The sequence below is a fragment of the Micromonospora sp. NPDC053740 genome (assembly GCF_040677775.1).
In the GTDB taxonomy this organism is placed as follows: domain Bacteria; phylum Actinomycetota; class Actinomycetes; order Mycobacteriales; family Micromonosporaceae; genus Micromonospora; species Micromonospora alfalfae.
Genome location: NZ_JBFASO010000016.1, coordinates 46,282 through 73,064, shown reverse-complemented (window position 1 = coordinate 73,064; position 26,783 = coordinate 46,282). Strand labels below are relative to the sequence as shown.

29 protein-coding genes are annotated in these 26,783 nt (G+C 70.7%); 18 read left to right on the top strand and 11 right to left on the bottom strand.

Translation table 11 applies throughout. The features are described 5' to 3' along the window. The first annotated feature begins 21 nt into the window (after positions 1 to 21). Both AB0K35_RS32425 and AB0K35_RS32420 read left to right on the top strand, forming a co-directional pair. Positions 22 to 522, top strand: coding sequence for a SigE family RNA polymerase sigma factor (locus AB0K35_RS32425; protein WP_238666717.1), 501 nt, complete (start codon positions 22 to 24; stop codon positions 520 to 522). Next, positions 515 to 1,375 (top strand): hypothetical protein, encoded by an 861-nt coding sequence (locus AB0K35_RS32420; protein WP_238666716.1) that lies wholly within the window; start codon positions 515 to 517, stop codon positions 1,373 to 1,375. Before AB0K35_RS32425 ends, AB0K35_RS32420 begins: the two co-directional genes overlap by 8 nt. Before the next feature lie 82 nt (positions 1,376 to 1,457). Here the strand turns inward: AB0K35_RS32420 and AB0K35_RS32415 are convergent, their stop codons facing one another. Continuing rightward, positions 1,458 to 3,041: an acyl-CoA carboxylase subunit beta gene (locus tag AB0K35_RS32415; RefSeq protein ID WP_238666715.1), complete on the bottom strand. Its 1,584-nt coding sequence runs from the start codon at positions 3,039 to 3,041 to the stop codon at positions 1,458 to 1,460. Between the two features lie 84 nt (positions 3,042 to 3,125). On the opposite strand from AB0K35_RS32415, the gene AB0K35_RS32410 reads away from it, so the two are divergent. Next, positions 3,126 to 4,001: a biotin--[acetyl-CoA-carboxylase] ligase gene (locus AB0K35_RS32410; protein WP_363890288.1), complete on the top strand. Its 876-nt coding sequence runs from the start codon at positions 3,126 to 3,128 to the stop codon at positions 3,999 to 4,001. 185 nt (positions 4,002 to 4,186) lie between these two features. Continuing rightward, positions 4,187 to 4,759 carry a PH domain-containing protein gene (locus AB0K35_RS32405; protein WP_210784420.1) on the top strand — a complete coding sequence of 191 codons (573 nt, stop codon included), beginning with the start codon at positions 4,187 to 4,189 and terminating at the stop codon, positions 4,757 to 4,759. A 43-nt stretch (positions 4,760 to 4,802) separates the two neighbouring features. On the opposite strand, the gene AB0K35_RS32400 is transcribed toward AB0K35_RS32405, so the two are convergent. The 3 genes from AB0K35_RS32400 to AB0K35_RS32390 form a co-directional block, all read right to left on the bottom strand. After that, the gene (locus AB0K35_RS32400) at positions 4,803 to 5,495 is read right to left on the bottom strand and encodes a MaoC/PaaZ C-terminal domain-containing protein (protein ID WP_308193387.1); all 693 of its coding nucleotides are present in this window, start codon (positions 5,493 to 5,495) and stop codon (positions 4,803 to 4,805) included. Next, positions 5,492 to 6,199 (bottom strand): GtrA family protein, encoded by a 708-nt coding sequence (locus AB0K35_RS32395; protein WP_238666762.1) that lies wholly within the window; start codon positions 6,197 to 6,199, stop codon positions 5,492 to 5,494. Before AB0K35_RS32395 ends, AB0K35_RS32400 begins: the two co-directional genes overlap by 4 nt. Positions 6,200 to 6,262: 63 nt before the next feature. Further along, the gene (locus AB0K35_RS32390; RefSeq protein WP_238666713.1) at positions 6,263 to 6,811 is read right to left on the bottom strand and encodes a GtrA family protein; all 549 of its coding nucleotides are present in this window, start codon (positions 6,809 to 6,811) and stop codon (positions 6,263 to 6,265) included. Positions 6,812 to 7,238: 427 nt separating this feature from the next. Between AB0K35_RS32390 and AB0K35_RS32385 the strand changes: the two genes are divergently transcribed. The 4 genes from AB0K35_RS32385 to AB0K35_RS32370 all read left to right on the top strand — a co-directional run bounded on the left by AB0K35_RS32385 (position 7,239) and on the right by AB0K35_RS32370 (position 12,203). Continuing rightward, positions 7,239 to 9,083 carry a phosphoenolpyruvate carboxykinase (GTP) gene (locus tag AB0K35_RS32385; RefSeq protein WP_238666712.1) on the top strand — a complete coding sequence of 615 codons (1,845 nt, stop codon included), beginning with the start codon at positions 7,239 to 7,241 and terminating at the stop codon, positions 9,081 to 9,083. A gap of 37 nt (positions 9,084 to 9,120) precedes the next feature. After that, complete coding sequence (locus AB0K35_RS32380) at positions 9,121 to 9,966, top strand: hypothetical protein (protein ID WP_363890285.1); 846 nt, start codon at positions 9,121 to 9,123, stop codon at positions 9,964 to 9,966. 292 nt (positions 9,967 to 10,258) lie between these two features. Further along, the gene (locus AB0K35_RS32375) at positions 10,259 to 11,401 is read left to right on the top strand and encodes a geranylgeranyl reductase family protein (RefSeq protein WP_363890282.1); all 1,143 of its coding nucleotides are present in this window, start codon (positions 10,259 to 10,261) and stop codon (positions 11,399 to 11,401) included. 31 nt (positions 11,402 to 11,432) lie between these two features. Then, the gene (locus AB0K35_RS32370) at positions 11,433 to 12,203 is read left to right on the top strand and encodes an isoprenyl transferase (protein ID WP_091394347.1); all 771 of its coding nucleotides are present in this window, start codon (positions 11,433 to 11,435) and stop codon (positions 12,201 to 12,203) included. A gap of 23 nt (positions 12,204 to 12,226) precedes the next feature. On the opposite strand, the gene otsB is transcribed toward AB0K35_RS32370, so the two are convergent. The 3 genes from otsB to AB0K35_RS32355 form a co-directional block, all read right to left on the bottom strand. Then, positions 12,227 to 13,051, bottom strand: a complete 825-nt coding sequence (gene otsB / locus AB0K35_RS32365; RefSeq protein WP_238666708.1) for a trehalose-phosphatase — start codon at positions 13,049 to 13,051, stop codon at positions 12,227 to 12,229. Between the two features lie 67 nt (positions 13,052 to 13,118). Then, positions 13,119 to 13,472 carry a hypothetical protein gene (locus tag AB0K35_RS32360; protein ID WP_238666706.1) on the bottom strand — a complete coding sequence of 118 codons (354 nt, stop codon included), beginning with the start codon at positions 13,470 to 13,472 and terminating at the stop codon, positions 13,119 to 13,121. Between the two features lie 162 nt (positions 13,473 to 13,634). Continuing rightward, positions 13,635 to 14,078: an XRE family transcriptional regulator gene (locus tag AB0K35_RS32355; protein WP_238666704.1), complete on the bottom strand. Its 444-nt coding sequence runs from the start codon at positions 14,076 to 14,078 to the stop codon at positions 13,635 to 13,637. 264 nt (positions 14,079 to 14,342) lie between these two features. Here AB0K35_RS32355 and AB0K35_RS32350 point away from each other — a divergent pair, with 264 nt between their 5' ends. The 6 genes from AB0K35_RS32350 (at position 14,343) to AB0K35_RS32325 (ending at position 19,674) form a co-directional block, all read left to right on the top strand. Then, entirely contained in the window at positions 14,343 to 14,687 is a 345-nt protein-coding gene (locus AB0K35_RS32350) for a hypothetical protein (RefSeq protein WP_030328857.1), read from the top strand. Between the two features lie 31 nt (positions 14,688 to 14,718). Then, positions 14,719 to 15,054 carry a hypothetical protein gene (locus AB0K35_RS32345; RefSeq protein WP_091394339.1) on the top strand — a complete coding sequence of 112 codons (336 nt, stop codon included), beginning with the start codon at positions 14,719 to 14,721 and terminating at the stop codon, positions 15,052 to 15,054. 413 nt (positions 15,055 to 15,467) lie between these two features. Further along, positions 15,468 to 16,883 (top strand): PhoH family protein, encoded by a 1,416-nt coding sequence (locus AB0K35_RS32340; RefSeq protein ID WP_238666702.1) that lies wholly within the window; start codon positions 15,468 to 15,470, stop codon positions 16,881 to 16,883. A gap of 277 nt (positions 16,884 to 17,160) precedes the next feature. After that, entirely contained in the window at positions 17,161 to 17,838 is a 678-nt protein-coding gene (locus AB0K35_RS32335; RefSeq protein WP_238666701.1) for a lytic transglycosylase domain-containing protein, read from the top strand. 107 nt (positions 17,839 to 17,945) lie between these two features. Beyond that, positions 17,946 to 18,599, top strand: a complete 654-nt coding sequence (locus AB0K35_RS32330) for a rhomboid family intramembrane serine protease (protein WP_238666699.1) — start codon at positions 17,946 to 17,948, stop codon at positions 18,597 to 18,599. A 106-nt stretch (positions 18,600 to 18,705) separates the two neighbouring features. After that, positions 18,706 to 19,674: an NAD(P)/FAD-dependent oxidoreductase gene (locus tag AB0K35_RS32325; RefSeq protein WP_363890415.1), complete on the top strand. Its 969-nt coding sequence runs from the start codon at positions 18,706 to 18,708 to the stop codon at positions 19,672 to 19,674. A gap of 47 nt (positions 19,675 to 19,721) precedes the next feature. Here the strand turns inward: AB0K35_RS32325 and AB0K35_RS32320 are convergent, their stop codons facing one another. Further along, a complete protein-coding gene (locus tag AB0K35_RS32320; RefSeq protein ID WP_238666698.1) occupies positions 19,722 to 20,693 on the bottom strand; it encodes a DMT family transporter in 972 nt (323 codons plus the stop codon). Continuing rightward, the gene (glpX, locus tag AB0K35_RS32315; protein WP_238666696.1) at positions 20,690 to 21,721 is read right to left on the bottom strand and encodes a class II fructose-bisphosphatase; all 1,032 of its coding nucleotides are present in this window, start codon (positions 21,719 to 21,721) and stop codon (positions 20,690 to 20,692) included. The genes AB0K35_RS32320 and glpX overlap by 4 nt, the downstream gene beginning before the upstream one ends. A 159-nt stretch (positions 21,722 to 21,880) precedes the next feature. Here glpX and AB0K35_RS32310 point away from each other — a divergent pair, with 159 nt between their 5' ends. After that, positions 21,881 to 22,546 (top strand): DUF4245 domain-containing protein, encoded by a 666-nt coding sequence (locus AB0K35_RS32310; protein WP_363890271.1) that lies wholly within the window; start codon positions 21,881 to 21,883, stop codon positions 22,544 to 22,546. A gap of 207 nt (positions 22,547 to 22,753) precedes the next feature. Next, a complete protein-coding gene (locus AB0K35_RS32305) occupies positions 22,754 to 23,599 on the top strand; it encodes a hypothetical protein (protein ID WP_238666694.1) in 846 nt (281 codons plus the stop codon). A 43-nt stretch (positions 23,600 to 23,642) separates the two neighbouring features. On the opposite strand, the gene AB0K35_RS32300 is transcribed toward AB0K35_RS32305, so the two are convergent. Together AB0K35_RS32300 and xseA are read right to left on the bottom strand one after the other, a co-directional pair. Beyond that, positions 23,643 to 23,864: an exodeoxyribonuclease VII small subunit gene (locus AB0K35_RS32300; protein WP_363890269.1), complete on the bottom strand. Its 222-nt coding sequence runs from the start codon at positions 23,862 to 23,864 to the stop codon at positions 23,643 to 23,645. A gap of 45 nt (positions 23,865 to 23,909) precedes the next feature. Next, positions 23,910 to 25,145 (bottom strand): exodeoxyribonuclease VII large subunit, encoded by a 1,236-nt coding sequence (gene xseA / locus AB0K35_RS32295; RefSeq protein ID WP_238666693.1) that lies wholly within the window; start codon positions 25,143 to 25,145, stop codon positions 23,910 to 23,912. Positions 25,146 to 25,300: 155 nt separating this feature from the next. Between xseA and AB0K35_RS32290 the strand changes: the two genes are divergently transcribed. Next, positions 25,301 to 26,287 (top strand): 4-hydroxy-3-methylbut-2-enyl diphosphate reductase, encoded by a 987-nt coding sequence (locus AB0K35_RS32290; RefSeq protein WP_238666692.1) that lies wholly within the window; start codon positions 25,301 to 25,303, stop codon positions 26,285 to 26,287. A gap of 41 nt (positions 26,288 to 26,328) precedes the next feature. Beyond that, the gene (locus tag AB0K35_RS32285) at positions 26,329 to 26,763 is read left to right on the top strand and encodes a hypothetical protein (protein ID WP_363890267.1); all 435 of its coding nucleotides are present in this window, start codon (positions 26,329 to 26,331) and stop codon (positions 26,761 to 26,763) included. Positions 26,764 to 26,783: the final 20 nt, after the last annotated feature.

Sequence of the window (26,783 nt, the reverse complement as noted above, 5' to 3'; positions counted from 1 at the left end):
ACCGACACGGGGAGGTAGCGGGTGCCGGACGTCGACGGGTTCGACGAGTTCTACCGGGGGAGTCGGCAACGACTCCTCGGGTTCGTCTACGCCCTAACCGGCGATCGGGGTGAGGCGCAGGACGCCGTGCAGGAGGCGTACGTCCGGGCGTGGCAGCGCTGGTCGACAATCAGCGCGTACGACGACCCGGAGGCGTGGGTGCGGGTGGTGGCCAGCCGGATCGCCGTGAGCCGGTGGCGCAGCCTGCGTAGCCGCGCCCGCGCCTACCTGCGACACGGGGCCACCGAGACCGTTCCCGGGCCGGGCACCGACACGGTCGCCGTGGTCGCCGCCCTGCGTCGACTGCCTGAGGAGCAACGCGTCGCCATCGCCCTGTACTACCTGGTTGGCATGCCGGTCGCCGAGGTCGCGCGGGAGACCGCGGCCCCGGTGGGCACCGTCAAGGCCCGTCTCTCCCGGGGGCGTACCGCGCTCGCCGGCCTGCTCGCCGTCTCTGATCTGGAGGAGGCTACCGATGCGTGACGACCCGACGTTCGTCGAACAGATCCAGCGGGACCTGCAGGACGTGCGGTGGCTCGGCCCGGAGGAGATCCGCTCCCGGGCCCGCCGCCGCGGCCAGCGCAAGATCGTGGTGGCCACCGTCGTGCTGGCCCTCGCCGGGGTTTCCGCGGTGGCGGTCGCCGCCCCGAGGAAGTCTGCGCCGCCGGTTCATCCGGCCGCCGCGCCCTCCGCCGCGCCGACCCGGCACGAGATCGCCACCGAGGCCCTGTTGCAACCGGCTGACCTGCCGCAGCAGGTCGACGTGCAGCTCAGCCAGTCGGGCCTGGGCGAGCCGGTCCTGCTGGACCGCATGCTCGGTGCCTGCCGGACCAGTCAGGGGCGATCGGACGGCTTGCAGTATTCGATCCTGTCCCGCTCGCAGACCCTGGTGCCGAAGCGCGCCGCGGCAGTCCTCACCCAGTCCGATGGTCTGGTCACGCAGGATCTCTACCGGCTGACTCCGGACGCCTCCATTCAGCTTCTCGCCACCATGGACGACCTGGTCGCACCGTGTGCCGAATGGACCAGCGTCGGCGAATACAAGGCGCAGGGCGCAACAGGCACCGCGTCGGCGACGCACCGCTGGGCGGTGACCCAGCGGGACTTCGCCGGTGACGGGGCTGCGCTGCTGCGGCACACCGGTTCGCAGCCCGTCGACCGGAAGACGGGCAAGCCCATCGCCGCGCCACCTCGGCCGACCATTACCGCGGTGGTCCGGGTGGGCGACCTGATCACCGTGCTCAGCCTCCGACAGACGGGCACCGAGCTGGACCTGCGCCGATTGGCGGAGGTCGCCGCCCGCCGGATGTGCGTCGCCGCCAACCCAGCCTGCTGACCACTGTCGATCCGCGCAACCTCGGAGTTGTTGCCCGCCGCCCGGAGGCAGCTTCTCGTGAAGTTGCGCGGATCGACCAGCCTCAGAGCGGGATGTTGCCGTGCTTCTTGGGCGGCAGGGTTTCCCGCTTGGTCCGCAGGACGCGCAGCGCCCGGACGATCTGGGTGCGCGTCTCGTGCGGAGCGATCACCGAATCGATGTACCCGCGCTCGGCGGCCACGTACGGGTTGGCAAGGGTGTCCTCGTACTCGGCGATCTTCTCGGCCCGGACCGCCGCCGGGTCCTCGGCCCCGGCCAGCTCGGAGCGGTAGAGGATGTTCACAGCGCCCTGCGCGCCCATCACGGCGATCTGCGCTGTCGGCCAGGCGAAGTTCAGGTCCGCGCCGAGGTGCTTGGAGCCCATCACGTCGTACGCCCCGCCGTACGCCTTGCGGGTGATCACGGTGACCTTGGGGACGGTCGCCTCGGCGTACGCGTAGATGAGCTTCGCGCCCCGGCGGATGATGCCGTCCCACTCCTGACCCGTGCCGGGCAGGAAGCCGGGCACGTCCACGAAGGTCAGCACCGGGATGTTGAACGCGTCGCAGGTGCGGACGAACCGGGCGGCCTTCTCCGAGGCGGCGATGTCCAGGGTGCCGGCGAAGTGCATCGGCTGGTTGGCCACCACACCGACAGGTCGCCCCTCGACCCGGCCGTAGCCGACCACGATGTTCTGCGCGTAGAGCGGCTGGACCTCCAGGAACTCCCCGTCGTCGACGACGTGCTCGATGACGGTGTGGATGTCGTACGGCTGGTTGGCCGAGTCCGGGATCAGGGTGTCCAGCTCCCGGTCCTCGTCGGTGACCTCAAGCGAAGCGGGGGCCTCGACGACGACCGGCTCGTCGAGGTTGTTCGACGGCAGGTACGACAGCAGTGCCTTGACGTAGTCGACAGCGTCCTCCTCGTCACTGGCGAGGTAGTGCGCGTTGCCGCTGCGGGAGTTGTGCGTACGGGCGCCGCCCAGCTCCTCCATGCCGACGTCCTCGCCCGTCACCGTCTTGATCACGTCGGGGCCGGTGATGAACATGTGCGAGGTCTGGTCGACCATCACTGTGAAGTCGGTGACCGCCGGGGAGTAGACGGCGCCGCCGGCACAGGGCCCCATCACCAGCGAGATCTGCGGGATGACGCCGGACGCCCGTACGTTGCGGAAGAAGATCTCGCCGTAGAGGCCGAGCGAGACGACACCCTCCTGGATGCGCGCGCCGCCGGAGTCGTTGATGCCGACCACCGGGCAGCCGATCTTCATGGCCAGGTCCATCACCTTGACGATCTTCTCGCCGAAGACCTCGCCGAGCGAGCCACCGAAGACCGTGAAGTCCTGCGCGAAGACGCACACCTGCCGGCCGTCCACCGTGCCGTAGCCGGTGACCACACCGTCGCCGTACGGGCGGTTCCGCTCCAGCCCGAAGGCAGTGGACCGGTGCCGGGCCAGCTCGTCGAGTTCGACGAAGGAGCCCTCGTCGAGCAGCATCTCGATCCGCTCCCGGGCGGTCTTCTTGCCGCGCGCGTGCTGCTTCTCCACGGCGCGGGCCGACCCGGCGTGCACCGCCTCGTCGACCCGGCGCTCCAGGTCCGCCAGCTTGCCCGCGGTGCTGTGCATGTTGGTCCCGGTCTCGGTAGTCACCCAGGGAATATAACGATGGTTCAGGTGGGTGCCGCTGTGCAGTACGCCTCAGTGTCGACCGGAGCACCGCCGTAGGCTGGCGGAATGTCGGGCTCCCCGTACACGAATCTGGACCGTCCGCCGCTGTCGGCGGTCCGGCTGCGCCGCGCGTTGACCGCACCGAACGGGCCGTGGGCCCGGCTGGAGCTGCGTGCCGAGACCGGCTCCACGAACGCCGACGTGGCCGAGGCCGCCCGGGCCGACGAGCCCGAGGGCCTGGTCGTGGTCGCCGAGCGGCAGACCGAGGGGCGCGGCCGGCGCGGTCGGGTCTGGCAGTCGCCGGCGCGGGCCGGCATCGCGACGAGCGTCCTGCTGCGGCCCGGCGAGGCAGTGCCGGATCGCGGCTGGCTGCCGGCGGCACCCACCGGGTACGGGTGGCTGCCGTTGCTGGCCGGCGTCGCGCTGGTCGAGGCGGTGGCCCGGCTGGCCGAGCTGGAAGCCACCCTCAAGTGGCCGAACGACCTGCTGATCGACGACGCGAAGTGCGCGGGCGTGCTGGCCGAGGCGGTGCCCGGACGGGCGCCGGACCAACCGCCGGCGATCGTGCTGGGCATCGGGCTCAACGTGACGTTGCGCGCCGACGAGCTGCCGGTGAATCCGACCGGGCTGCCGGCCACCTCGCTCCAGCTGGCCGGCGCGGTGGCCACCGATCGGGATCCGCTGCTGCGGGCGCTGCTGCGGGCGGTCGCCGACTGGTACGACCGTTGGCGTTCGGCGGGCGGCGACGCGGTGGCCAGCGGCCTGCGCGACGCCTACCTGGCGGCCTGCGCGACGATCGGCCGCGAGGTACGCGTTCTGCTCCCCGACGGCGATTCCCTGACCGGCACCGCCACCGGAGTGGACCCGGACGGCCAACTGATGGTCACCACGTCAACCGGCGCCCGAACCCTGGCCGCCGGCGACGTCCTCCACCTCCGCTAACCCGCCCCACCCCGCCCCCGGCGATCTTGCGGTTTCTGTCGAGGTGGATCGGGGTGAAAGCCGCGTAACGGCGACCGAAAGTGCAAGATCGCGGGCAGGTGGGGACGGGCCCGCGCGGCGGATGTTGTGGTGGGGCCTGGGGGGTTTACCGTCTGCGCGTCTAGAAAATCGCGTTGGAGGTTCCCGTGGCGTTTCCTGAAGACGTGCTCACCGAGGACGAGCATGTCGTGCTGCACCTGCATCCGCACTGGAAGGCGTTGATCCGGCCGATCGCGGTGCTGGTGCTGGCCATCGCCGCGGTGGTGGTCGGCGTGCTCCTGTTGCCCGAGAGTGGCGGCGGTTCGATAGCGCTGGCCGTGATCGGGGCGATCGCCCTGGTCGCGGTGCTCTGGCTCGGCCTGTGGCCGTTCCTGGTCTGGCGCACCACCCACTACCTGTTCACGAACGAACGAGTCCTGCTTCAGCAGGGTGTGTTCTCCCGGGACCGGCGGGACCTCCCGCTCGCCCGGGTCAACGACCACTCGATGAACCAGCGTTTCGTCGAGCGCCTGCTCGGCTGCGGGACGCTCACCATCGAGTCGGCAGGTGAGCGCGGCCAGTCGGTGCTCGCCGACGTGCCGGACGTCGGAAAGGTGCAGACCACCCTGTACGAGCTGGTGGAGGCACAGCACGACAAGCACTCGCTCGGCGATGGCGAGATGCGCGACATGCTCGCCGACATGCAGGACGGCAAGCCGCTGCGCGACACCACTACCTGAACCGGACGGTTGTGACCCGCCCCTGCCGTACGGTCGGGGCGGGTCAGTCGGGTCGTTGGGCCTGGGGTGAGCCGCCGCTCTCCGTCGGGTCGCCGTCGGAGGTCCCGACGGTGGACGGATCCGCTGCGGGAGGGCCGCTGTCGGGCTGGTCAACCCCGCGCTGGTCAATCCCGGGCCGGTCCGCATCTGGCTGGTCAGGGGCGGCTTCGGCGGCTTCGGTTTCGGCGGGGTCGGCCTCGACCGGTCGCACGGCGAACCAGCCGCGGAAGCGGGTCCGCAGCACCTCCTGCTCGGGCCGGTCGTCCGGGCCGAGGCGCAGCATGGTGCCGGTGAGGCTGACGGTGCCGAGCCCGGGCCGGGCGGTCGACGGTCGGGCGCCCATCACGTCGACCCGGACCGCGAGCCGGTCGCCGGCCCGCACCGGGGCGAGCCAACGCAGCTCCTCCAGGCCGGGGGACGCGTCCGCGGCGGCCCGGGACAGCAGGTGGTCGACGTACGCGCGCATGAACAGGCTGACGGTGTAGAAGCCGCTGGCGATCAGACCACCGTGCCGGCTCGCGGCGGCCAGGTCCGGGTCGACGTGGTACCACTGCGGGTCGAAACGGCGGGCGAAGGCGACCATCTCGTCGGCGTCCACGGTGACCACGCCGAGGTCGACGGTGAGCCCCGGGACGAGATCCTCGAAGAACAGCTCGGCCGGCCGCCCCGTGCCGGAGCGGGCGTCGGGGGTCGTCACCGGCGGGGCGCGCGGCGGGTGCTGACGTGCAGCTCCGCGGCGAGTTCCGCGTCCAGGTCGACGGCGGGGCTGACGCTCAGCCGCGGGGGCCGGCCCTGAGCCGGTGCGCCGGCCGGGGGGTCGAGGCGTTGCGCGGACTCCGCCTCCTCCAGCTCGGACACCGATTCCGCCAACTCGGCGACCGGGTCCATCTCCGCCATGGTGTCCCACTCGTCGCGCGGAATGTCGTGCCAGGTGGAGTCGGGCTTCGCTGCCTCGTCCTCGGCCGGTGCGACGGGTTGGAAGACGAAGGTGCGGTAGGACCAGAACCGGAACAACGTGGCCAGCAAGACGCCGACGGTCTTGGCCAGATTCAGCGCCAGCAGACCGTGTACGCCGAGTCCGTACTTGGCCGCCGCCACGGCCCCCAGTTCAATGAGCAGGCCAGCGCCGTTGAACAGGAAGAAAAGGAGATATTCCCTGCGAAGCGCCGATTTCGGGCGATCGCGGTACGTCCAGTGCCGATTCATGAGGTACGACGTGATGGTGGCGACGATCGTCGCGATCACTGTCGCCTTCAACTGACCATTGACGAAAACGGTCAGTGCAAGGGCATTGAACACCGCGTAATTGATGACGGTGTTGATGCCGCCGACGATGCCGAACTTGAGCGCCTCGTGGATGAACTTCTGCCAGCGCTCAGGCAGCAGGCGGACAAGACGCATGCGAAACACCTTAGGGCAGTCGGTGCGGCCGGCGATCACCGGCCGAACGAGGTGGGCGGCAGGTCACGCCCCGTGGTCTCGATCGGGATTCACCTGCGGAAGGGTCGGGGTTCCCGCTTCGACGAAGACGAACCGCCGGTACGACCAGAATCGAAACAGCGTGGCGAACCCCGTGCCGACGATGTAGCTGGCGAGATTGTCCGCCAGGCGCGTCTGGAACACCGCCGGCCAGATGGCTCCGAGCCCGTAGCGGCTGAGCGCGAGGCAGGCCACCGTGATGCCGAGACCGACAGCGTTGAAGAAGAAGAAGAGCGCGTACTCGCGAGCCGCGTTGTTGCGCTGGCGGTGCCGCCAGGTCCAGAACCGGTTGCCAACGAAGGCGACGGAGGCCGCGATCACTGTGGAGATCGTCTTCGCCGTCAGCTCTTCGACGCCGTGCTTGCTCGTCAGGTAGTTGAAGAGCGCGAAGTCGACGAGGAAGGCGAAACCACCAACAGTGGCGAACTTGCCCATCTCGCGGATGAGGTGACCGAAGCGGTCGAGGAGTAAGCCGACGAGACCCCGTCGGGTCTGCCGGGGACCCGGTTGTTCCCCGGTCATCGTGGCGGCCACGGAGGGAGCCTACCGGCTGCCGGCCAGTCAGAGGGGCAGCAACGGCAAGCGGGCGTGGCCTCCCGGAGGGGCCCAGCGCCGCGTACGTGACCACTGCACAGAGCGTAGCCAATTGGGAGGACTGAGCCGCCGCGGAACGGGAATCACCGCATCGGTCGGCGGGGCAGGTCCACGGCCCGACCGCAACAAGCGTCCGCCGGGGTGCACAACAAGATTTGCGTGAAACTGCGCGGGAAAGCGGGTATCAGCTCGTGATGCCGCAGCGGGGCCGTAGCTTGTGCAGTTCTTCACAACCTGTCCCACTGACTCGGAAGGCTGCCCGGTTTACGCTGAGGCCAATCCCAGGTTTCCACGAAGGCGACGCATCGCGCCGCTGAGTCTCGTGCATCCCATAGATCGGTCAGCGTCGACCACAAGGAGATGTGTCATGGTTGCTCCGGCTGTTGTGCGGGGTATCGATCAGGCCCCGACGTCCCATCCGAAACTGCTCGCCTGGGTCCGTGAGGTCGCGGAACTGACCACCCCCGACCGTGTCGTCTGGGTGGACGGGTCCGACGAGGAGTGGCGCCGCCTCACCGATGAGCTGGTCGAGGCCGGCACCCTGATCCGGCTCAACCCGGAGAAGAAGCCCAACTCGTTCTACGCGCGCACCGACCCGACGGACGTCGCCCGGGTCGAGGAGCGCACCTACATCTGTTCCGTCGACGAGGCGGACGCCGGCCCCACCAACAACTGGATGGCGCCGGCCGAGATGAAGCGGACGATGACGGACCTGTACCGGGGTTCCATGCGCGGTCGCACCATGTACGTCATCCCGTTCGTCATGGGGCCGGTCGAGGCCGAGTCCCCGATGTTCGGTGTCGAGATCACCGACAGCCCGTACGTGGTCGCCTCGATGCGCATCATGACGCGGATGGGCACCCGGGTCCTCGAGGCCATGGGCGACGACGCGGACTTCGTGCACGCGCTGCACTCGATCGGCGCCCCGCTCGCCCCCGGTCAGCAGGATGTCGCCTGGCCGTGCAACGACACCAAGTACATCTCGCACTTCCCGGAGAGCCGGGAGATCTGGTCGTACGGCTCGGGTTACGGCGGCAACTCGCTGCTCGGCAAGAAGTGCTACTCGCTGCGGATCGCCAGCGTGATGGGCCGGGACGAGGGCTGGCTCGCCGAGCACATGCTGATCCTCAAGATCACTTCGCCGGAGGGCAAGACCTACCACATCGCCGGCGCGTTCCCGTCTGCCTGCGGCAAGACCAACCTGGCAATGGTCGAGCCGACCATCCCGGGTTGGAAGGTCGAGACCATCGGCGACGACATCGCCTGGATGCGGTTCGGCCCGGACGGCCGCCTCTACGCGGTCAACCCCGAGTACGGCCTGTTCGGCGTCGCGCCCGGCACCGACTGGAAGACCAACGCCAACGCCATGCGCACCCTGGACCGGGGCAACTCCGTCTTCACCAACGTCGGCCTGACCGACGACGGCGACGTCTGGTGGGAGGGCATGGGCGAGCCGCCGGCACACCTGATCGACTGGAAGGGCAACGACTGGACGCCGGAGAGCGACAGCCTGTCCTCCCACGCGAACAGCCGGTTTTGCACCCCGATCACCCAGTGTCCGATCCTCGCCGACGAGTACTTCGACCCGAACGGCGTGCCGATCGACGCGATCCTCTTCGGCGGACGCCGCAAGGACACCGTCCCGCTGGTGACCGAGGCCCGCGACTGGGTGCACGGCGTCTACATGGGCGCGACGCTCTCCTCGGAGACCACCGCCGCCGCGTCCGGCGCCGTCGGCGTGGTCCGGCGGGACCCGATGGCGATGCTGCCGTTCATCGGCTACCACGCCGGGGACTACTTCCGGCACTGGATCGAGATGGGCAAGGGCGCCGACGGCGACGAGGCGAAGCTGCCGAAGATCTACTACGTCAACTGGTTCCGCAAGGACCCGGACGGCTCGTTCCTCTGGCCGGGCTTCGGGGAGAACTCCCGGGTGCTCAAGTGGGTCGTCGAGCGGATCGAGGGCACTGCCGCCGCTGTCGAGACGCCGGTCGGCATGGTCCCCGCGCCGGACGCCCTGGACGTCGAGGGCCTGGACATGACCCCTGAGGATGTTCGGATCGCGTTGAAGGTCGACCCGGACGAGTGGCGTAACGAGCTGCCGATGATCACCGAGTGGTTCGAGAAGTTCGGTGACAAGCTGCCCGGCGTGCTCTGGGCCGAGTTGGACGCGCTGCGCGCCCGCCTGGACGCCACACAGCCACAGCGGTAGGTGTGAACGAGACAGTTCGCGGGCACCATCGGATTTCATGAGGACGGCCGCCGAGACCCAGGTCCGGCGGCCGTCCGCCGTCCGGGTGCTCACCACCCTGCTGGCGACGACTGCGGCGGCCACCGTCGTGGTCGAGCTGCTCAACTGGTGGTACGCCCCGGAGCAGGGATTCGGGCTGGCCATACGGACCGGCTGGGCCATGCTGCGCTCGTTCGGCTTCCTGCTGCTGATCGGGCACGTGCGACGGGGTCGTACGGTGGCCCGCCCGTTCGGGCTGATCCTCGCGGTCACCACGATCTTCGCGGTCGGCCGGCTCATCGTGCCCCGGCAGGGGGTGCCGCCGCTGCCCGGCCTGCTCGGCTTCGCCATTCTCGCGGCGCTCTGTGTCGCGGTGGTCTGGTTGCTCTACCGCTCGTCGGCGTTGGCCGGGCACCTGGTCCGGCACCGTCCACGCCTCGTCATCGATCGGGACGGCATCTCCTGGCGGGAGACCCCTCCCCGCCGACCACAGGCCAGTGCCTGGTTGTTGACCAGCAGGGTGGCGGCCTTCACCTACAGCCCGCTGATGCTGGTGCCGGCACTGGTGGCCGGGGGCTCCATCCTGGATGGTCGAGTGACCGCGGTGCCGGCCGTGCTGTTCTGGTTCGGCGCGGGCATCACGGCCAGCTACGCGGTGCTGTTCTGCACCGCGTTCCTGATGCGGGGCAAGGACTGGGCACGGGGCCTGCTGGTCGTCGTCACGGTGGCCGTACTCGCGGTGGATCTGCCGTTGTGCTGGTGGCTGCTGGGCGTGGACGGCCTGATCCGCGACGGCGCCCCCCTGCTGGCCGCCGCCGCCCTGACCCTCTACGGCCTATACCGAGCCACCCGCACCCCAGCCTGACCCCCAACCCCACCCCACCCCACCCCCGCAGCCCCGCGCCCCGCCCCCCGCGCCGTCGATCTTGCACTTTGTGTGGCGACAAAAGGTGCATTCCTCGCAGAACGTCGACACAAACTGCAAGATCGCGTGGCGGTGGGCGGCGGCAACGCCGGGCACGGCGAGCGGTACCCGAGGGGTGGGTGGGGGAGGATGGGGATGGCGGCGGTCACCACGGTCGGCGCCGGTGCGGCGTGGGTGGTTGTCGTCGGCGCGGGACCATGTCGCGCCACGTCGGGCTGACGGGAGGCGCGCGGTGGGCGACGAGTTCGACGTGGTGGTGGTGGGGGCGGGGCCGGCCGGGGCGGCAGCCGCGCTGACGGCGCGCCGGGCCGGTGCCAGCGTGCTGCTGCTGGACCGGGCCGATTTTCCCCGGGACAAGGCGTGTGGAGACGGGATCGCCGCGCACTCGGTGGACGTGCTCGCCGAGCTGGGGGTGACCGAGGCGGTGGCGGGTTACGCGCCGCTGCCGGCGTTACGCATGATCTCGCCCGGTGGGAGTGCGGTGGCTCGGGCGTTGCCCCGACCCGCGTACACGGTGCCCCGGGAGGTTTTCGACGCGCGGCTGGTGGCGGCCGCGGTGGCCGCCGGCGCGCAGCTTCGCCGGCACACGGTGCGCCGGGTCGAGCCGCGCGCGGACCGGGTGGTGCTCGACGGGCAGGTGTCCGGCCGGGTGGTGATCGGCGCGGACGGCGCCGGCTCGGTGGTACGTCGGGCGCTCGGCCATCAGCAGAACCCCGACCGGCACCTCGCGCTGGCCATCCGGGGGTACGCCCCGGCTCTGCCCGGCCCGTCCGAGCAGCTCATCGTCACGTCGAAGGCGCGTTGGCCGGCGTACGCCTGGTCGTTTCCGATCGGTGACGGACGGGCGAACGTCGGGTACGGGGAGGTCCTGCGCGGTGAGCCGCTGAGCCGCGGGTACCTGCTGGACCGGCTTGCCGCGCTGCTGCCCGGCACCGATCTGGCGACAGTGACCGCGTTGCGCGCGCATCACCTGCCGCTCTCCACTCACCGGCCGTCGCCGGGGCGTGGGCGCACCCTGCTGGCCGGGGACGCCCTGTCACTGATCAATCCGTTCACCGGGGAGGGGATCTTCTACGCGTTGCTCTCCGGCGCGCTCGCCGGGTCGGCGGCGGCCCGGTCGCCCGAGGGCGCTGCTGGCCGCTACGCCGACGGGTTGCGCCGCCGCCTCGGCACCCACCTGCGGCACAGTTCGGTGGCGGCCTGGTTGGCCCGGCGACGCCGGGTGGTGGACGCGGCGGTCCGGGCCGCCCGTCGGGACGACAGGGTGTTCTACGACGTGGTCGAGTTGGGACTGGGTGACGGACGCCTCACCGCTCGTACGCTCGCACTGATCGGCGCCGGTCTGGGCGGCGGGGATGGGGCTCCGAGGCAGTGAACTGGCCGAAGGGTCGCTACGCTGCTAGGTGATGACGCTGCGGAACCTTATCTACTCCGTGTACGAGCGCCGGCTCACGGCGAAGCTCGCGGGTAAGCCGGTGCCCCGGCACGTCGGGGTGATGTGCGACGGCAACCGCCGATGGGCCAGGGAGATGGGCTTCGTCGACCCGAACGACGGGCACCGGGTCGGCGCGGCGAAGATCAAGCATGTCCTCGGCTGGTGTGACCAGGCCGGCGTCGGGCACGTGACCCTCTACCTGCTGGCCACTGACAACCTGCGCCGTCCGGCCGCCGAGCTGGACCCGCTCCTCAAGATCATTGAGGACCTGGTGGTGGAGCTCTCCGAGGAGGGCAACCCCTGGCGACTGCGCATCGTCGGAGCGCTCGACCTGCTGCCGGCGCAGACCGCTGCGGCACTCAAGGGCGCCGAGGAACGCACCCGCGAGCGCACCGGCGGCGCGGAGGTCAACATCGCGGTGGGCTACGGCGGCCGCCGGGAGATCACCGACGCGGTCCGTTCGCTGCTGCTGGAGCACGCCGCCACCGGGGGCACGATCGAGGAGTTGGCCGAGGTGCTGGACGTCGAGCACATCGCGGAGCACCTCTACACGCGGGGCCAGCCCGACCCGGACCTGGTCATCCGCACCAGCGGCGAGCAGCGGTTGTCCGGTTTCATGCTGTGGCAGTCCGCGCACTCGGAGTTCTACTTCTGCGAGCTCAACTGGCCGGATTTCCGGCACATCGACTTCCTGCGAGCGCTGCGCTCGTACGCCACCAGACAACGCCGCTACGGCGCCTGACCCGGGCGGCGACGCCGTCGGAGTCAGGTCAGGTGGGTCAGCGCCTGGGTGAGGAAGTCACCCAGGGCGGCTGGCGACTCGATGGTCAGGTCGGCGGCGTTTGCCACCTCGTGGCCGGTCTCCGGGTTGGCCACCGCCACGCAGACACCGAGGAAGTCCGGGTCGGCGGCGGCGCGAGCGCGCAGCGCCGCGAAGGCCTTGATGTCGGAGACATCGTCGCCGAAGTACCACGCGCCGGTGGCACCCTTGATCGCCTCGCCGATCACCATGCCCTTGTCCCGGTCGACAGGTGGCTTGAGCTCCAGCACCATCCGCCCGGCCTGCGAGCGCAACCCCAGACGGTCGGCCTGCGCCTGCCCCCACTGCTGCACCGTCGCGCCGAGTTGCGGGGCGGTACGCCAGTGCAGCGCTACCGAGAGCCGCTTGTACTCCACGAGCGTGCCGGGCGGCAGTTCCGCCCGAGCCAGGTCGGCCAGCTCCGCCATCGTCGGCACCCAGGGCAGCGCGGCCGGCTCGGTGACTGTCTCGCCGCCGGAGTGGCTGTGCTCCAGCCCGTAGAGGCCGTAGAGGTCCACGCCGGCGAGCCCGCCGAGCTGATCCCGAAGGAACTCGACGGGTCGGGCGGAGACGATCGCGACCCGCTGCACGACCGGGGCGAGCGCCTCGATCGCTGCCAACGCCTTGGGCGCCGGGCGTACCGCTGTCGGATCGTCGTCGACGGGCGCGAGCGTGCCGTCGAAGTCGAAGAAGAGCACGGTCCCGGCCGCCCGGCTGGCGGTTGTCTGCCAGGCCTGGTCGGCGTTCAACGGGGTCCTCGGCTGCTGATTGCCCAGATTCAACGGCGGCACGCGCGTCAGCGTACCCCGGCGATCCAGGCTCATTCCTGGCCGAGCGAACCCATTGAGCGGTACGCGATCAGCGTTCGGCGGCTCCTCGTCCGCGCCGGCCGAACGGCACCACCGCCGCCTCCTGACCGTGGCTCAACAGGTAGCCCTCCACGAACCCGGTGTTGCGATCGCCGGTGTGGTTGTCGATCTCGTTGAGCCGTGCCACCAGGAACTCGGTGAGCGCGGTGATTCGGTTGTTCAGACGCTCGTGCAGCTCGGCGACGACGGCCAGGACGACCGCGGTGCCGGCGGTGATGAGCGCAAAGAGGTTGACGAGCAGCGGCAGCTGCCCGCCGTCGACCGCGAGGGTCACCGTGTTGCCGGTCGCCCACAGTGTCACCGACACCGTTGCGACCACGACTGCCAACCACTTCAGGGTCATGGACAGACCCCTCCTTCTGTCCCGCAGGGCTGGGTTCGGCCTTGTCCCGTCCCCCCGCCGATGACGAGCCCAAGCAGTACGAATAGGGACGCTAGCGTGCCCGTTCCAACCCCGGAGGTAAACGAATGAACCTGACCAGGCGTTCTTTCGCTATCTGAGGAACTAGCCTGCCTGATTGCCCCTTTTTCGGACATCGACCGGCAACGTTGGGCGGTATGCGAGGTATCTGATGGTTTCCCGGATGTGGAACTTCTCCGCGTCCGACACCTGCGGATCGACCAGACGGCGCAGCAGGGCCTCCACGTCGGGGTCCATCGGAGGGGCGGCCTGGCCGGGGCGGGGGCCGGAGGCGGCGCGGTCCCAGCCGAGTGCGGCGAAGGCCGCGGCCGGGTTCAACCCCAGGCCCTCGCAGAAGGCGACCACCCGCTCGGCCTCCGGGTCGCTGGCCCAGTCGCCCCGGACCCAGCGGTTGATGGTCTGCCGGGAGACGCCGGTGCGTCGGGACACCTCGGTGCCGCTCCAGGCTCGGGTCGCCCGTGCCTCGTCCAGGGCCCGCCGGACGAAGGTGGCGAAGGCGATCTTCCGCGCATTGGCCGTCTCGGTCACTCCGTGACGGTACGGCCAGCCAGCTGCGGGTGCGCGCCCCGGCTCGCCACTGTCACGCAGACGTGACGAAGGGTTCGGATTTCCGGTAAACGAGTCAGTGCCACTGTTGAGGGGTGTCACGCGGGCAGAATAGATGAACGTAGTGGCAAACGTAAGCGGACGAAAAGCTGATACTGTCACGCCCATGGGACAATCTACGGTGTGTCACGTGCATGAGACGATTGGTGCTCACATGCGTCACGCCCCCGGTGCCAGGGGGTCGTGGTGACCGAGCTCGCCACCCGCGCCCAGGCCTTCGGGCTGATCGCCGAGGGGGTCGCCGCAGGGCTGACCGCCCCCTGGCGCCTCTACCTGGCCCGAGGCTGCCGCTACCTGTCGCTGAGCGTCGGTGATCGTGCCGAGTGGAACGCCTGGCGTACCCATCTCGGCTGCCCGGAGCTGAGCGTCCGGGTCTACGACGCCGGGGGCGAGATCCGCCGGTCCTCGGTGGCCGAAGTCGTGCTGGACGGCTGCCGGATCAGCGTCGAGCTGGTCGAGGAGGTCAGCACCGACGACCTGGACCGGCTGCTCGTCGCCGACCCCACCACGATCGAGCCGGAGGAGCGATGACCTGGCGTCCCGGCTGGGCCGGAGCTGCCCGATGAGCCCGTTCCTCGCGGTGTTCCTCGTCCTGGTGCTCGGTGCCACCAGTTACGCGGCCGGCCGGCTGCACGGGCAGCTCAGCTACCGCATCGGCTACCGCTTCGGGTACCGGCAGGGCTACTTCGACGGTGACCGGGGCGCCTGGAACCGGCGTCGTCGGGACGCCCAGGCGGCGATCGCCTCGGCCCTGTCGGTGTCGCCAGCGGGCGTGGTCCGGTCCGCCGGCGCTGTCGAACGCCCCGGCACCACGTACACCGGCTCGTCGTTCAGCGCGCCGGCCGCCCCGATCACCGGGCGGCACCCGACCGGCACGCTCGTTCGACGTACCGGGTGAGGTCGGCCGGCGGGGCTGCCCCGCCGACCGACGCCACGAGCGCGGTGCGTCGTCCGCGGCGGACACGCACCGTCGGGGTCACGTCAGACCGGTGACGGTGGCCCCACCGGCCGGGGTGCGCGCAGGGGGCATGCATCCCGGCCGGTTCCGCCGCGTTCACGACAGCGCGTTTCGGCTGGTGCGGGCGTCGACGGAGCGCTGTTCACGAGCGCGTCTTGGGAGATCCACGTTCGGCCCCTAGCCGGGAAGGTCCGGCGGGGCTAGCGTCTAGGCATGGCACGGGGTTCTCCCGAGCCAGCCGGTCCGCCCGGATCTGCGACCTCGCGCATGGGGTTCCGCATCCGACCCCGTGTCCCCGGGCACCGGAGGAGGCGGAACACGGGTGGCGGGTGCCCATCCGTCGGAGCAGGCCTGTGACGACTCGCCGTACCATCGCCGGTGCCGACCAGACCCCGGCCGCGACTGCCACGCCCCGCCGAGCCACCAGGAGCCGCCGTTCGGCGGCCGCCGCGCCGGCCGACCCCAAGGAGCCACGACCAGCCGGCCAGGCCTTTGTCCTGGACACGTCGGTTCTGCTCTCCGATCCGGCGGCGTTCCACCGGTTCGCGGAGCACGAGGTGGTGCTACCTCTGGTGGTCATCACCGAGTTGGAAGGCAAGCGACACCATCCGGAGCTGGGCTGGTTCGCCCGGCAGTCGCTGCGGATGCTCGACGACCTGCGGGTGCGGCACGGCCGACTCGACCGCCCGGTGCCCGCCAACGACGTCGGCGGCACCCTGCGGGTGGAGCTCAACCACACCGACGACGGTGTCCTGCCGCCCGGTTTCCGCACCGAGAGCAATGACGCCCGGATCCTCTCCGTCGCGCTCAACCTCGCCGCCGAGGGCCGGGAGGTGACACTGGTCAGCAAGGACATGCCGTTGCGGGTCAAGGCGGCTTCGGTGGGTCTGCGTGCCGACGAGTACCGCCACGGCCAGGCCAGCGACCCGACCTGGACCGGCATGTCCGAGATGGAGTTGAGCGAGGAGCAGATCGGCCAGCTGTACGCCGGCGAGACGCTCGACCTCGACGAGGCGGCCGGGCTGCCCTGCCACACCGGTCTGGTGCTGCACTCCGGGCGTGGCTCCGCGCTCGGTCGGGTGCTGCCGGACAAGTCGGTGCGTCTGGTCCGGGGCGACCGGGAGGCGTTCGGGCTGCACGGCCGCTCGGCCGAGCAGCGGATCGCTCTCGACCTGCTGTTGGACGAGTCGATCGGGATCGTCTCGCTGGGTGGCCGGGCCGGCACCGGCAAGTCGGCGCTGGCGCTCTGCGCCGGGCTGGAGGCGGTGATGGAGCGCCGCCGACACAAGAAGGTGATCGTGTTCCGCCCGCTGTACGCCGTCGGTGGCCAGGAGTTGGGCTACCTGCCGGGTTCGGAGTCGGAGAAGATGTCGCCGTGGGCCCAGGCGGTCTTCGACACGCTCGGCGCGGTGGTGCACGAGAACGTGCTGGAGGAGGTCACCTCGCGGGGCATCCTGGAGGTGCTGCCGCTGACCCACATCCGTGGGCGCAGCCTGCACGACGCATACGTGATCGTGGACGAGGCCCAGTCGCTGGAGCGCGGGGTGCTGCTGACCGTGCTGTCCCGGATCGGGCAGGGCTCCCGGGTGGTGCTCACCCACGACGTGGCCCAGCGGGACAATCTGCGGGTCGGCCGGCACGACGGGGTGACGGCTGTCATCGAAGCGCTCAAGGGGCATCCGCTCTTCGCGCACGTGACCCTCAGCCGTTCGGAGCGTTCGCCGATCGCCGCAATGGTCACGGACCTCCTGGAGGACATCCCGATCTAATGGGTGTTATGCGGGCTTTTGTCCGCATTTTTGGTGTGGCACAGATCACAAACGGTCTGGTTGGTTTCCCATCAGCCTCACTGTGCGCAATCGTGTCCCACGAGCGTCCATGCACCACCGGAATCGTTGGCGATCGTTCGTCACGAGACGGACGACATCGGCGAAGGTCGGTGCGTCGGCGCGGCCGGCAACCGGTCGGGGCGCTCGTGGCACGGCTGAGGGCCCACCTGTGGTCTGCGCCGCGCCACGTCCTTGCTCCCGACGAAGGGACCACTTCGTGAGTCGGCTGTGGAGCCGGTTGGGCGCCCGTACGGCTGCTGTAGCCCTGCTCTCCGTGGGCGTTGCCGGTGGCTTCTACCTGGGCGAAGACCGCGAAACCCAGCAACAGGGTCTGACCGAGCAGGTCAGTCTCGAGGTCGACCGGGCCGACCTCGCGTACCAGCGCGAGCGGCAGGCCGCCCACCAGGTGCAGTTCTCCAAGCAGCGGGCCGCCGAGTACCAGGCCAAGCTGCGGGCGGCGCAGGCCGCCAAGGAAGCCGCCGAACGTGCTCGCCGTGCCGAGGCCGCCGCAGCGTCCCGTAAGCGCGAGCGCGCAGCCGCCAACGCCGAGGCCAAGCCGTACAACGGGCCGATCCCGGCGTCCTGCGCCGAGTACAGCGGCAACCGCAAGACCGGCTGCGCCCTGATGATCGACGCCGGTTTCGGCATCGCCGAATTCCCCTGCCTGGAGAAGCTCTGGACCAAGGAGAGCGGCTGGAACCACAAGGCCCGCAACTCCTCGTCCGGCGCGTACGGCATCCCCCAGGCGTACCCGGGCAGCAAGATGAGCTCCGTCGCGTCCGACTGGCAGACCAACCCGGCCACGCAGATCAAGTGGGGGTTGGGCTACGTCAAGGGCAAGTACAAGACGCCCTGCGGCGCCTGGACCTACTTCCAGAACAACAACCACTACTGACGGCCCGCGAAGGCGGGGCAGGTGGCTCTCCACTCGCCCCGCCTTCGCGCGTACTCCGGACGGGACGTGAGTGGCGGTCGGCCGCTTTTGCTGATAGCAGTTGTGGAGTGACCCTGCACCCGTCAAGCGGCGACCCCTACCAGTTCGGCACCGAGGCGTTCTACGCCGCGCTCGGCCGGGCGTTCGTCGCCATGTGCGCGGTGGTCCCGTTCCTTTTTCTCATCGAGGCCGTCGACCAGGGGCTCGCGTTCGGCCTGGACGCCACCGCCGGCATCATCCCGCAGCGCATCGACGGGCTGGACGGGGTCTTCTTCTCCCCGTTCCTGCACCACGGCTTCGATCACCTCTACAGCAACAGCATCCCGCTGATCCTGCTGGGCACCTTCGTCCTCGCCGCCGGCGCCCGCCGGTTCCTCTGGTCGACCCTGGTCATCATCCTGGTCAGCGGGCTCGGCGTGTGGTTCACCGGTTCACCCAACTCGGTGGTGGTCGGCGCCAGCGGTGTCATCTTCGGTTACCTGGGCATCCTGCTCACCCGGGGCATCGTCGAGCGCAGCTGGTGGAACTTCGCGGTCTTCCTCCTGGTCGGTCTGCTCTACGGCTGGCAGCTGGTCGGCATCCTCCCCACCGACGAGCGGATCTCCTGGCAGGGGCACCTCTTCGGCCTGCTCGGTGGGGTGGTGGCGGCGATCCTGTTCCGTCGGCGGCGACCCGCAGTGGGCGGCTCGGACTACTCCGGCTCCACGCTCAGCCTGCCCTGAGGCGGCTCTCCGGCGCGGCTCTGGGACGAGCTTGCCCGGCCGTCGGCACCCGCTTACGGTCGAGATCAGCACGCGTTGATCCGTGAGCGGAAAGCGACGGTACGCCATGCGCGAGGTCGATGTCGCCGTGATCGGGGCCGGTCCGGCCGGCCTCTTCGCCGCGTACTACGCCGGGTTCCGGGGGCTGTCGGTGGCGGTGATCGACGCGTTGCCCGAGCCGGGCGGCCAGGTCACCGCCATGTACCCGGAGAAGCTGATCCTCGACGTCGCAGGCTTTCCCGCAGTCAAGGGCCGCGACCTGGTGGCCAACCTGTTGGCCCAGGCAGCCCCGTTCGATCCGCGGTACCTGCTCGGCACCCAGGTGGAGAAGCTCGCGTACGCCGACGGTCGCCCGGTGCTCGGCCTGGCCGGTGGCGAGCAGCTTGAGTGCGGCGCGATCGTGGTCACCGGCGGGCTCGGCAGCTTCAGCCCTCGGCCGTTGCCGTGCGCCGACGGCGCCCCCGGCTCGGGGATCGTCCACTTCGTGACCGAGCCGACCGAGCTGACCGATCGGGACGTGCTGATCGTCGGTGGCGGCGACTCCGCCTTCGACTGGGCGCTGACGCTACAACCGCTGGCCCGGTCGGTCACCCTGGTGCACCGCCGGGAAAAGTTCCGGGCCCACGCCTCGACGGTCGCCCGGGTGCTTTCCCTGCCGGTGCGGGTGGTGGTCAACGCCGAGGTCACCAGGCTGCTCGGGGACGTCGCGGTGACCGGTGCCGAGGTGACGGTGCGCGGCGGCGCGACCGAGACGCTGCCGGTGGACATCGTGGTGGCCGCGCTCGGCTTCACCGCCGACCAGGGCCCGCTCGCCGAGTGGGGGCTACGCCTGGACCGGCGGCGCATCCTGGTCGACAGCGCGATGGGCACCAACCTGCCCCGCGTCTACGCGGCGGGTGACATCACCGAGTACCCGGGTAAGGTCCGGCTGATCGCCACCGGCTTCGGTGAGGCGGCGACGGCGGTCAACAGCGCGGCCATGGCCATCGACCCGAGCGCACGCCCCTTCCCCGGGCACACCTCCGACGCCGGCTGACAGTCGTCCCGGCCGGGGCCGCGGTGCGAGAGCCGACGTCGTCGTACTCAGCGGCGGGCGGGTGGCGCCAGCGCGGCGATCAGCACCGCCACCATTGTCAACGCCGCCCCGAGCAGGGTGTTCACACCCGGGTGCGAGGCCGCCGTGGGGAGGATCAGGTCCAGCAGGACGGCGCCCACGATCTGCCCGGCGATGGTGGCCAGGCCGAGTAGCAGCACACCGGTGAAGCGGACGATCGCGGCGGCGATCGCGATGAACACGATGCCGATCGGGCCGCCCAGGTAGAGCCACGGCTCACTCGGCAGGTGACCGCCGGGCCAGCCGCGTACGGCGATGTCGATCGCGAACGCGACGAGCAGGGTGACAGTGCCGACGGCGAAGTTGACAAGCGTGGCGGTCAACGCGCTGTCGGCCGCCGCTCGGACCCGGCCGTTGACGGCCTGCTGCCAGGCGATACCCACCCCGGCGAGCAGCGGCAGCAGGGCCAGCGCCAGCGCGCCCGGGTCGCCGAGACGGTCGCCGACCGCCAGGCCGACCGCCAGCACGGTGAGCACCGCGCCGGCCAGCCGCTGCCGGGTGACCGGCTGCCGGCCGGTCGGGCCGATCCCGGCCCGGTCCACGGCGAGGCTGCTGCCGGTCTGGCCGGCGACCACAGCCACCGTGAAGACCGCCACGCCCAACGTGCCGATGGTGAGGCCCTGGGTGGCCACCAGGAAGGCCCCGCACATCCCGCCGAGGCACTGCCAAGGTCGCAGCGTGCCGGTCCGCAGGGCCCGCCGCGTCGCGGTCAGCCCCCGCCGGCCACCGGGGGTGGCGGGCACCAGCACCAGCAGTACCAGCAGGCCGACGCCGAACGAGACGACAGCGGCGGCGAAGCCGTCGTCGAGGCGTACCCCCAACTCGCCGTTGATGCGCGACTGCACCGCCACCGCGACCCCGGAGGCCGACGCCAGCGCGACGCCGGTGATCCGGCGGGCGGCCGACAGGGTCTGCGGGGTCGCCGTGTCGGTGGCTGTCACTCCTGCTCGGCCAGCGGACGACCATCAAAGTCGACAGCGGAGTAGAGGGCCAGTTTCTCCAGCCGGTGGTACGAGTCGATCACCCGGATGGTGCCGCTCTTCGAGCGCATCACTATCGACTGGGTGTACGCGCCACCCGCCCGGTAACGCACCCCGCGCAGCAGGTCGCCCGAGGTGACCCCGGTCGCCACGAAGAAGCAGTTGTCGCCGGTGACCAGATCGTCGGTGCCCAGCACCCGGTCCAGGTCGTGCCCGGCGGCGATCGCCTTCTCCCGCTCCTGATCGTCGCGCGGCCACAGCTTGGCCTGCATCGCCCCGCCCATGCACTTCAGCGCGCACGCGGAGATGATGCCCTCCGGGGTGCCGCCGATGCCCATCAGGACGTCGACGTCCGACTCGCCCCGGGCCGCCGCGATGGAGCCCGCGATGTCGCCGTCGGAGATGAACCGGATCCCCGCCCCGGTCCGGCGGATCTGCGCGACCAGGTCGTCGTGCCGGCTCCGGTCCAGCACGCAGACTGTCACCTCGGAGACGTCGGTGCCCTTGACCTTGGCGATCCGGCGCAGGTTCTCCGCGACACCGGCGTTGATGTCGATCACGTCGGCGTACGCCGGCCCGACGGCGAGCTTCTCCATGTAGAACACGGCGCTGGGGTCGAACATCGCGCCACGCTCGGAGACGGCGAGCACCGCCACCGCGTTCGGCATGCCCTTGCTCATCAGGGTGGTGCCGTCCACCGGGTCGACGGCGACGTCCACCTCCGGGCCCGTGCCGTCGCCGACGTGTTCGCCGTTGAAAAGCATCGGGGCGTTGTCCTTCTCGCCCTCGCCGATCACCACCACGCCGCGCATCTGGATCGAGTTGATCAGCTTGCGCATCGCGTCGACAGCGGCCCCGTCGCCGCCCTCCTTGTCGCCCCGACCGACCCACCGACCGGCGGCCATCGCCGCGGCCTCGGTGACCCGGACCAGGTCGAGGGCAAGGTTTCGGTCGAGATCCTGTGGGATCCGCGTCCTGGTGTTCGTCATGACGGCTACTCCTCCTCGCGACGGTGCGGGGACGACCGGCGGCGGGGAGGCCCCCACTGCCGGCTTTGTCGCTGATCCTCACACGATGGCCGACCGGGCATCGGCGCGGGGCGGTGATGGCCCGGATACCGCCGGTCGGGCGGCTGCGAAGATGGACGGGTGGAACCCGCACAGCCAGCCGACCGCGTACCCGCCGACCGCACGCCGCCCGACGGTCAGCCGCCGCCCGACGGTCAGCCGCCGGCCGACGTCCCCGCCGGGCGCGGTGGTGAGCCCGCCGCGACCGACCCGACCCCACCGCCGCCGGCGGTGTCCGGCAAGTCCGAGCGGTCGCCGAAGGACATGGCGATCTCGCTGCTGGTGCTGCTCGTCCCGATCGCGCTGCTGCTGGCGTTCTACCGGGGATTCCTCGGCGGCGACCAGGCCACCACCGTCGATCCGGCGCCCGCCATCGAGCAGGCACGTTCGGCGAACGTCTTTCCGGTGAGTCAGCCGCAGGGGCTCGGTGCCGACTGGAAGACGGTCACCGCCCGCTACCAGACCGTCGAGGGCGGTGCGAACCTGCGACTCGGCTACCTCACGCCGGAGGGGCGGGGCGTCCAACTGCTGCAGAGCAGCGTCCCGGCGGACCGTCTGCTCCCCGCCGAGCTGACCAGTCAGGCCCAGCCGCAGGGCCCCACCGAGCTGGCCGGGCGCGCCTGGCAGCTCTACACGGCCCGGGGGAACCAGCAGGCGCTGGTCCTGCTGGAGCCGACCCGCACGGTGATCGTCGTCGGCGACGCCCGGGACAACGAACTCCGCGAACTGGCCGGCTCGCTGCGCTGACCGGACCCGGTGGGATGGCCCCGCTGGCGCCGAATCTGGGCAACAGGCCCGAAGGGTGATTGTCCGACGCGTCGACAGGGAACAAGGAGGGAGTGACCCGGGCGCGCTGCTCGGTCCGGGTCGCGCGACGCAGCCGACGGTGCTGCTGCGTCGCCCGGAGTTTCCGGCGCCGTCCAGGTCGTCGGGTGACCCCCTTGGGAGACACGTATGACTGTTCGACGACTCGGCGCCGGCCTGGTAGCCGCCGCTCTGATCACGCCCGCACTGGCTGCCTGCGCCAGCGGAACAGGCACGACCGGATCGACGCCGTCCCCGACGGTGAGTGCGTCCGGCACGGCGAGCGCGTCCGGTGCCCCGGTGGCGGGCGACGCCAAGCAGGCCCTGCTCGACTCCACCAAGGAGATCAGCAACGGGAACTTCCGGTTCAGCCTGGCCGGTGCCGGCTCGACGGCGGAAGGGCTGGTGCACCAGCCGAGCCAGAGCGCGGCGATGAAGATCGCGATCGGTGGCCCCTCGTCCGACCTGGCGATGAAGCTCGACGTGGTCCACTTCAAGCCGGACAGCTGGGTCAAGCTGGAGCTGACCGGCCCCACCGCCGACAGCCTGCCCGCGATCAAGCAGCTCAACCTCGGCAAGTACCAGCACCTGGACCAGAACCGGATCAAGGGCAACCGCAACCTCGGCTTCGATTTCGAGAAGGTCGACCCGGCCGGTAGCGCGGTGCTCACCCAGGGCATCACCGAGGTCCGCAGCACCGGCACCGGCGCGTACGCCGGCACCATCGACGTCACAAAGGCCGCCGAGGCGGGCTCGTTGAACGCCGCCACGATCGCCGCGCTGGGCACCCAGGCGAAGACTGTCCCGTTCACCGCGAAGGTGGACCCGCAGGGTCGGCTCAGCGAGTTGGTGCTGCAGTTGCCGGCCGCCGGACAGACCGCCGCCCAGGAGATCAAGATGACCTACTCCGACTACGGTGCGGCCACCGCCGCGCAGAAGCCGCCGGCGGACCAGGTCGTCGAGGCGCCGGCCGAGCTGTACAGCCTGTTCAACTGACGTACCGCTGTGGGGCGGCTCCGGCCGCCCCACCGGCGATCGGTCAGGAAGCGGGCTCCTGCCGGGCGGCGTCGATCCGCGCCCGCGCACCATCCAGCCAGCGTTGACAGATCACCGCCAGCGCCTCGCCGCGCTCCCAGAGCGCCAGTGACTCCTCCAGGGACGTGCCGCCGGCCTCCAGCCGCTCCACCACCGAGGCCAGCTCGGCGCGGGCCTGCTCGTAACTGAGCCGCTCTTCCGGCCCGGCCTTCGTGTCATCAGTCATCGCGTTCATCTCAGCACATCACTCCCCACCGCGCCGCGTCGCCACTCAGCCATCGACGGTGGCGGCCAGCTCGCCGTCGGCCAGTCGTACCCGCAGCGGGTCGCCCTTGCCGACCTCCGCCGCCGCGCGGACCACGTGGCCGTCCGCGCGCTGCACGATCGCGTACCCCCGGTCGAGGGTGGCAGCGGGGGAGAGGGCGCGCAGCCGCGCCAGGGTGTGCCGCAGGTCATCCTCCGCGGCCCCGAGCCGGTGCTCCAGGCAGCGGCCCGCCCGCTGACGCAACGCGGTCAGCTCGGTCGCCCGATGCTCCACCATCACCTGCGGCCGGGCCAGCACCGGCCGGGAACGCAGCCCGTCGAGCCGGTGCGTCTCCCTGTCGACCAGGTTGCGCACCGCCCGTTCCAGGCGGTGCCGGGCCTGGCCGATGAGACGTACCTCCTCGGTGAGGTCGGGGACGACCCGCTTCGCCGCGTCGGTCGGGGTGGAGGCGCGGACGTCGGCGACGTAGTCGATCAAGGGCGCGTCCGTCTCGTGGCCGATCGCGCTGACCACCGGCGTACGACAGCCGAACACCGCCCGGCAGAGCGCCTCGTCGGAGAAGGGCAGCAGATCCTCGATGCCGCCGCCACCCCGGGCGATGATGATCACCTCGATGCTCGGGTCGGCGTCCAGCACCTTGAGCGCGTCGACGATCTGCGGCACTGCGGACGGGCCCTGCACGGCCACGTTGACAGTCCGGAACTCCACGGCCGGCCAGCGCCGTCGGGCATTTGTCAGCACGTCCCGCTCCGCCGCCGAGGCGCGGCCGGTGATGAGCCCGATCCGGCCGGGCAGGAACGGCAGTCGACGCTTGCGGGCGCGGTCGAAGAGCCCTTCGGCGGCGAGAAGCTTCTTGAGCTTCTCCAGTCGGGCCAGCAGCTCCCCGAGCCCCACCTGACGGATTTCGTCGGCCCGCAGGCTCAGCGTGCCCCGGGCGGCGTAGAACTCGGGCTTGGCGTGCAGCACCACACGTGCGCCCTCGCGTAGCTCCGGCGCGCCGGAGTCCAGGACGTCCCGGTTGGTGGTGACGGTCAGGCTCAGGTCGGCCGATGGGTCACGCAGGGTGAGGAAGACGGTGCTGGCCCCGGGGCGGCGGCTGATCTGCGCCACCTGCCCGTCCACCCATACCCAGCCCAGCTTGGCGATCCAGGCCCCCACCTTCTGGCTGACCACCCGTACCGGCCAGGGCTCCTCAGCGCTGCTGGCCCCGCCGCCGCCCACCCGCCCCCCACCGTCAGTCACCCGCCCACCCTACGACCCACCCCATCTGGGCCGTCGATCATGAAGTTATTGCCCTCCGTGCCGGCGTGTCGGGGCAACAACTTCATGATCAACGCGGAACGGGGGTGGAGTTGCGGCCCGGTGGCGGGGGGAGGAGTGGCACGTACGATGGGGTGGTGACTGAGGCTCAGGCGACTCACCGGACCGGCAAGCGCGTGCTCCTGGCCAAGCCCCGCGGCTACTGCGCTGGTGTCGACCGCGCGGTGCAGACCGTGGAGGAGGCGCTGAAGCTCTACGGCGCCCCGATCTACGTGCGCAAGCAGATCGTGCACAACAAGCACGTGGTGCAGACCCTGGAGGCCCAGGGCGCCATCTTCGTGGAGGAGAACGAGGAGGTGCCGGAGGGCGCCACCGTCATCTTCTCCGCGCACGGTGTGGCGCCGGAGGTCTACGAGCAGGCCAAGGCGCGTTCGCTGAAGGCGATCGACGCGACCTGTCCGCTGGTCACCAAGGTGCACCACGAGGCGCGGCGTTTCGCGGCCGAGGACTACGACATTCTGCTCATCGGCCACGAGGGGCACGAAGAGGTCATCGGCACCGCCGGGGAGGCCCCCGCGCACATCCAGCTGGTAGACGGCCCGGACGACGCCGACAAGATCACCGTACGTGATCCGGAGAAGGTGGTCTGGCTCTCCCAGACCACGCTCTCGGTCGACGAGACGCTGGAGACGGTGGCCCGCCTCAAGCAGCGGCTGCCGCTGTTGCAGTCCCCGCCCAGCGACGACATCTGCTACGCCACCTCCAACCGCCAGCACGTGGTCAAGGAGATCGCCGCCGACTGTGACGTGGTGATCGTGGTCGGCTCGACGAACTCCTCCAACTCGGTCCGCCTGGTCGAGGTCGCCCTGGACGCCGGCGCCCGCGCCGGTCACCTCGTCGACTTCGCGCACGAGATCGACGACGCCTGGCTGGAAGGGGCCACCACGGTCGGCCTGACCTCGGGCGCGAGCGTCCCGGACGACCTGGTCCAGGAGGTGCTGGTCCACCTCGCCGCCCGCGGCTTCGCCGACGTCGAGGAGATCACCACCGCCAACGAGCGGCTCACGTTCTCGCTTCCGCAGGAGCTGAGGCGGGACATGAAGGCCGCAGCGGCGCGCGGCTGAAGCGCGGGAACGAACTCGGGTCGGCGTACGTCAGATTCGGCATGAGGACTCTTCGGCTCGCCGTCCCCGCGCTGGCCGTCTGCGTGGCGCTGAGCGCCTGCGGCGGCCAGGGCGTCGGGGGCGGCACACCCAGCCCGACCCCGACGGGAGCGCAGCCGGTGACCAGCCAGCCCACGCCCGACCCGACGCCCACGCCGGAGACCGGCACCCGGTCCGTGCCGCCCGGGCTGAAAACTCCGAAACCGGGCGGCCCGAGCACGCCGCCGGGCGTCGGAGCCACCACACTGAGCGGCACCGTCCAGGGCGGTGTGGAGCCCGGCTGCGTGCTGCTCGACGGTTACCTGCTGCTCGGCGGCCCGCGTGAGGTGCTGACGCCGGGTGCCCGGGTCGAGGTCACCGGTCGGGTGGAGCCCGGCATGATGACCACCTGTCAGCAGGGCACCCCGTTCGTCGTGACGGCCGCCCACCGGTCCTGACCTTGCACCAGTGACATGCG

Bases quoted from the DNA above. Each gene is read 5' to 3' on its own strand.
- AB0K35_RS32370 (WP_091394347.1), top strand. From the start codon at position 11,433: ATGACGCTGCGGAACCTTATCTACTCCGTGTACGAGCGCCGGCTCACG.
- AB0K35_RS32285 (WP_363890267.1), top strand. From the start codon at position 26,329: ATGAGGACTCTTCGGCTCGCCGTCCCCGCGCTGGCCGTCTGCGTGGCG.
- AB0K35_RS32385 (WP_238666712.1), top strand. From the start codon at position 7,239: ATGGTTGCTCCGGCTGTTGTGCGGGGTATCGATCAGGCCCCGACGTCC.
- AB0K35_RS32395 (WP_238666762.1), bottom strand. From the start codon at position 6,199: ATGCGTCTTGTCCGCCTGCTGCCTGAGCGCTGGCAGAAGTTCATCCAC.
- AB0K35_RS32345 (WP_091394339.1), top strand. From the start codon at position 14,719: ATGAGCCCGTTCCTCGCGGTGTTCCTCGTCCTGGTGCTCGGTGCCACC.
- AB0K35_RS32360 (WP_238666706.1), bottom strand. From the start codon at position 13,472: ATGACCCTGAAGTGGTTGGCAGTCGTGGTCGCAACGGTGTCGGTGACA.
- AB0K35_RS32325 (WP_363890415.1), top strand. From the start codon at position 18,706: ATGCGCGAGGTCGATGTCGCCGTGATCGGGGCCGGTCCGGCCGGCCTC.
- AB0K35_RS32300 (WP_363890269.1), bottom strand. From the start codon at position 23,864: ATGACTGATGACACGAAGGCCGGGCCGGAAGAGCGGCTCAGTTACGAG.
- AB0K35_RS32380 (WP_363890285.1), top strand. From the start codon at position 9,121: ATGAGGACGGCCGCCGAGACCCAGGTCCGGCGGCCGTCCGCCGTCCGG.
- AB0K35_RS32420 (WP_238666716.1), top strand. From the start codon at position 515: ATGCGTGACGACCCGACGTTCGTCGAACAGATCCAGCGGGACCTGCAG.
- AB0K35_RS32305 (WP_238666694.1), top strand. From the start codon at position 22,754: ATGACTGTTCGACGACTCGGCGCCGGCCTGGTAGCCGCCGCTCTGATC.
- AB0K35_RS32410 (WP_363890288.1), top strand. From the start codon at position 3,126: ATGTCGGGCTCCCCGTACACGAATCTGGACCGTCCGCCGCTGTCGGCG.
- glpX (WP_238666696.1), bottom strand. From the start codon at position 21,721: ATGACGAACACCAGGACGCGGATCCCACAGGATCTCGACCGAAACCTT.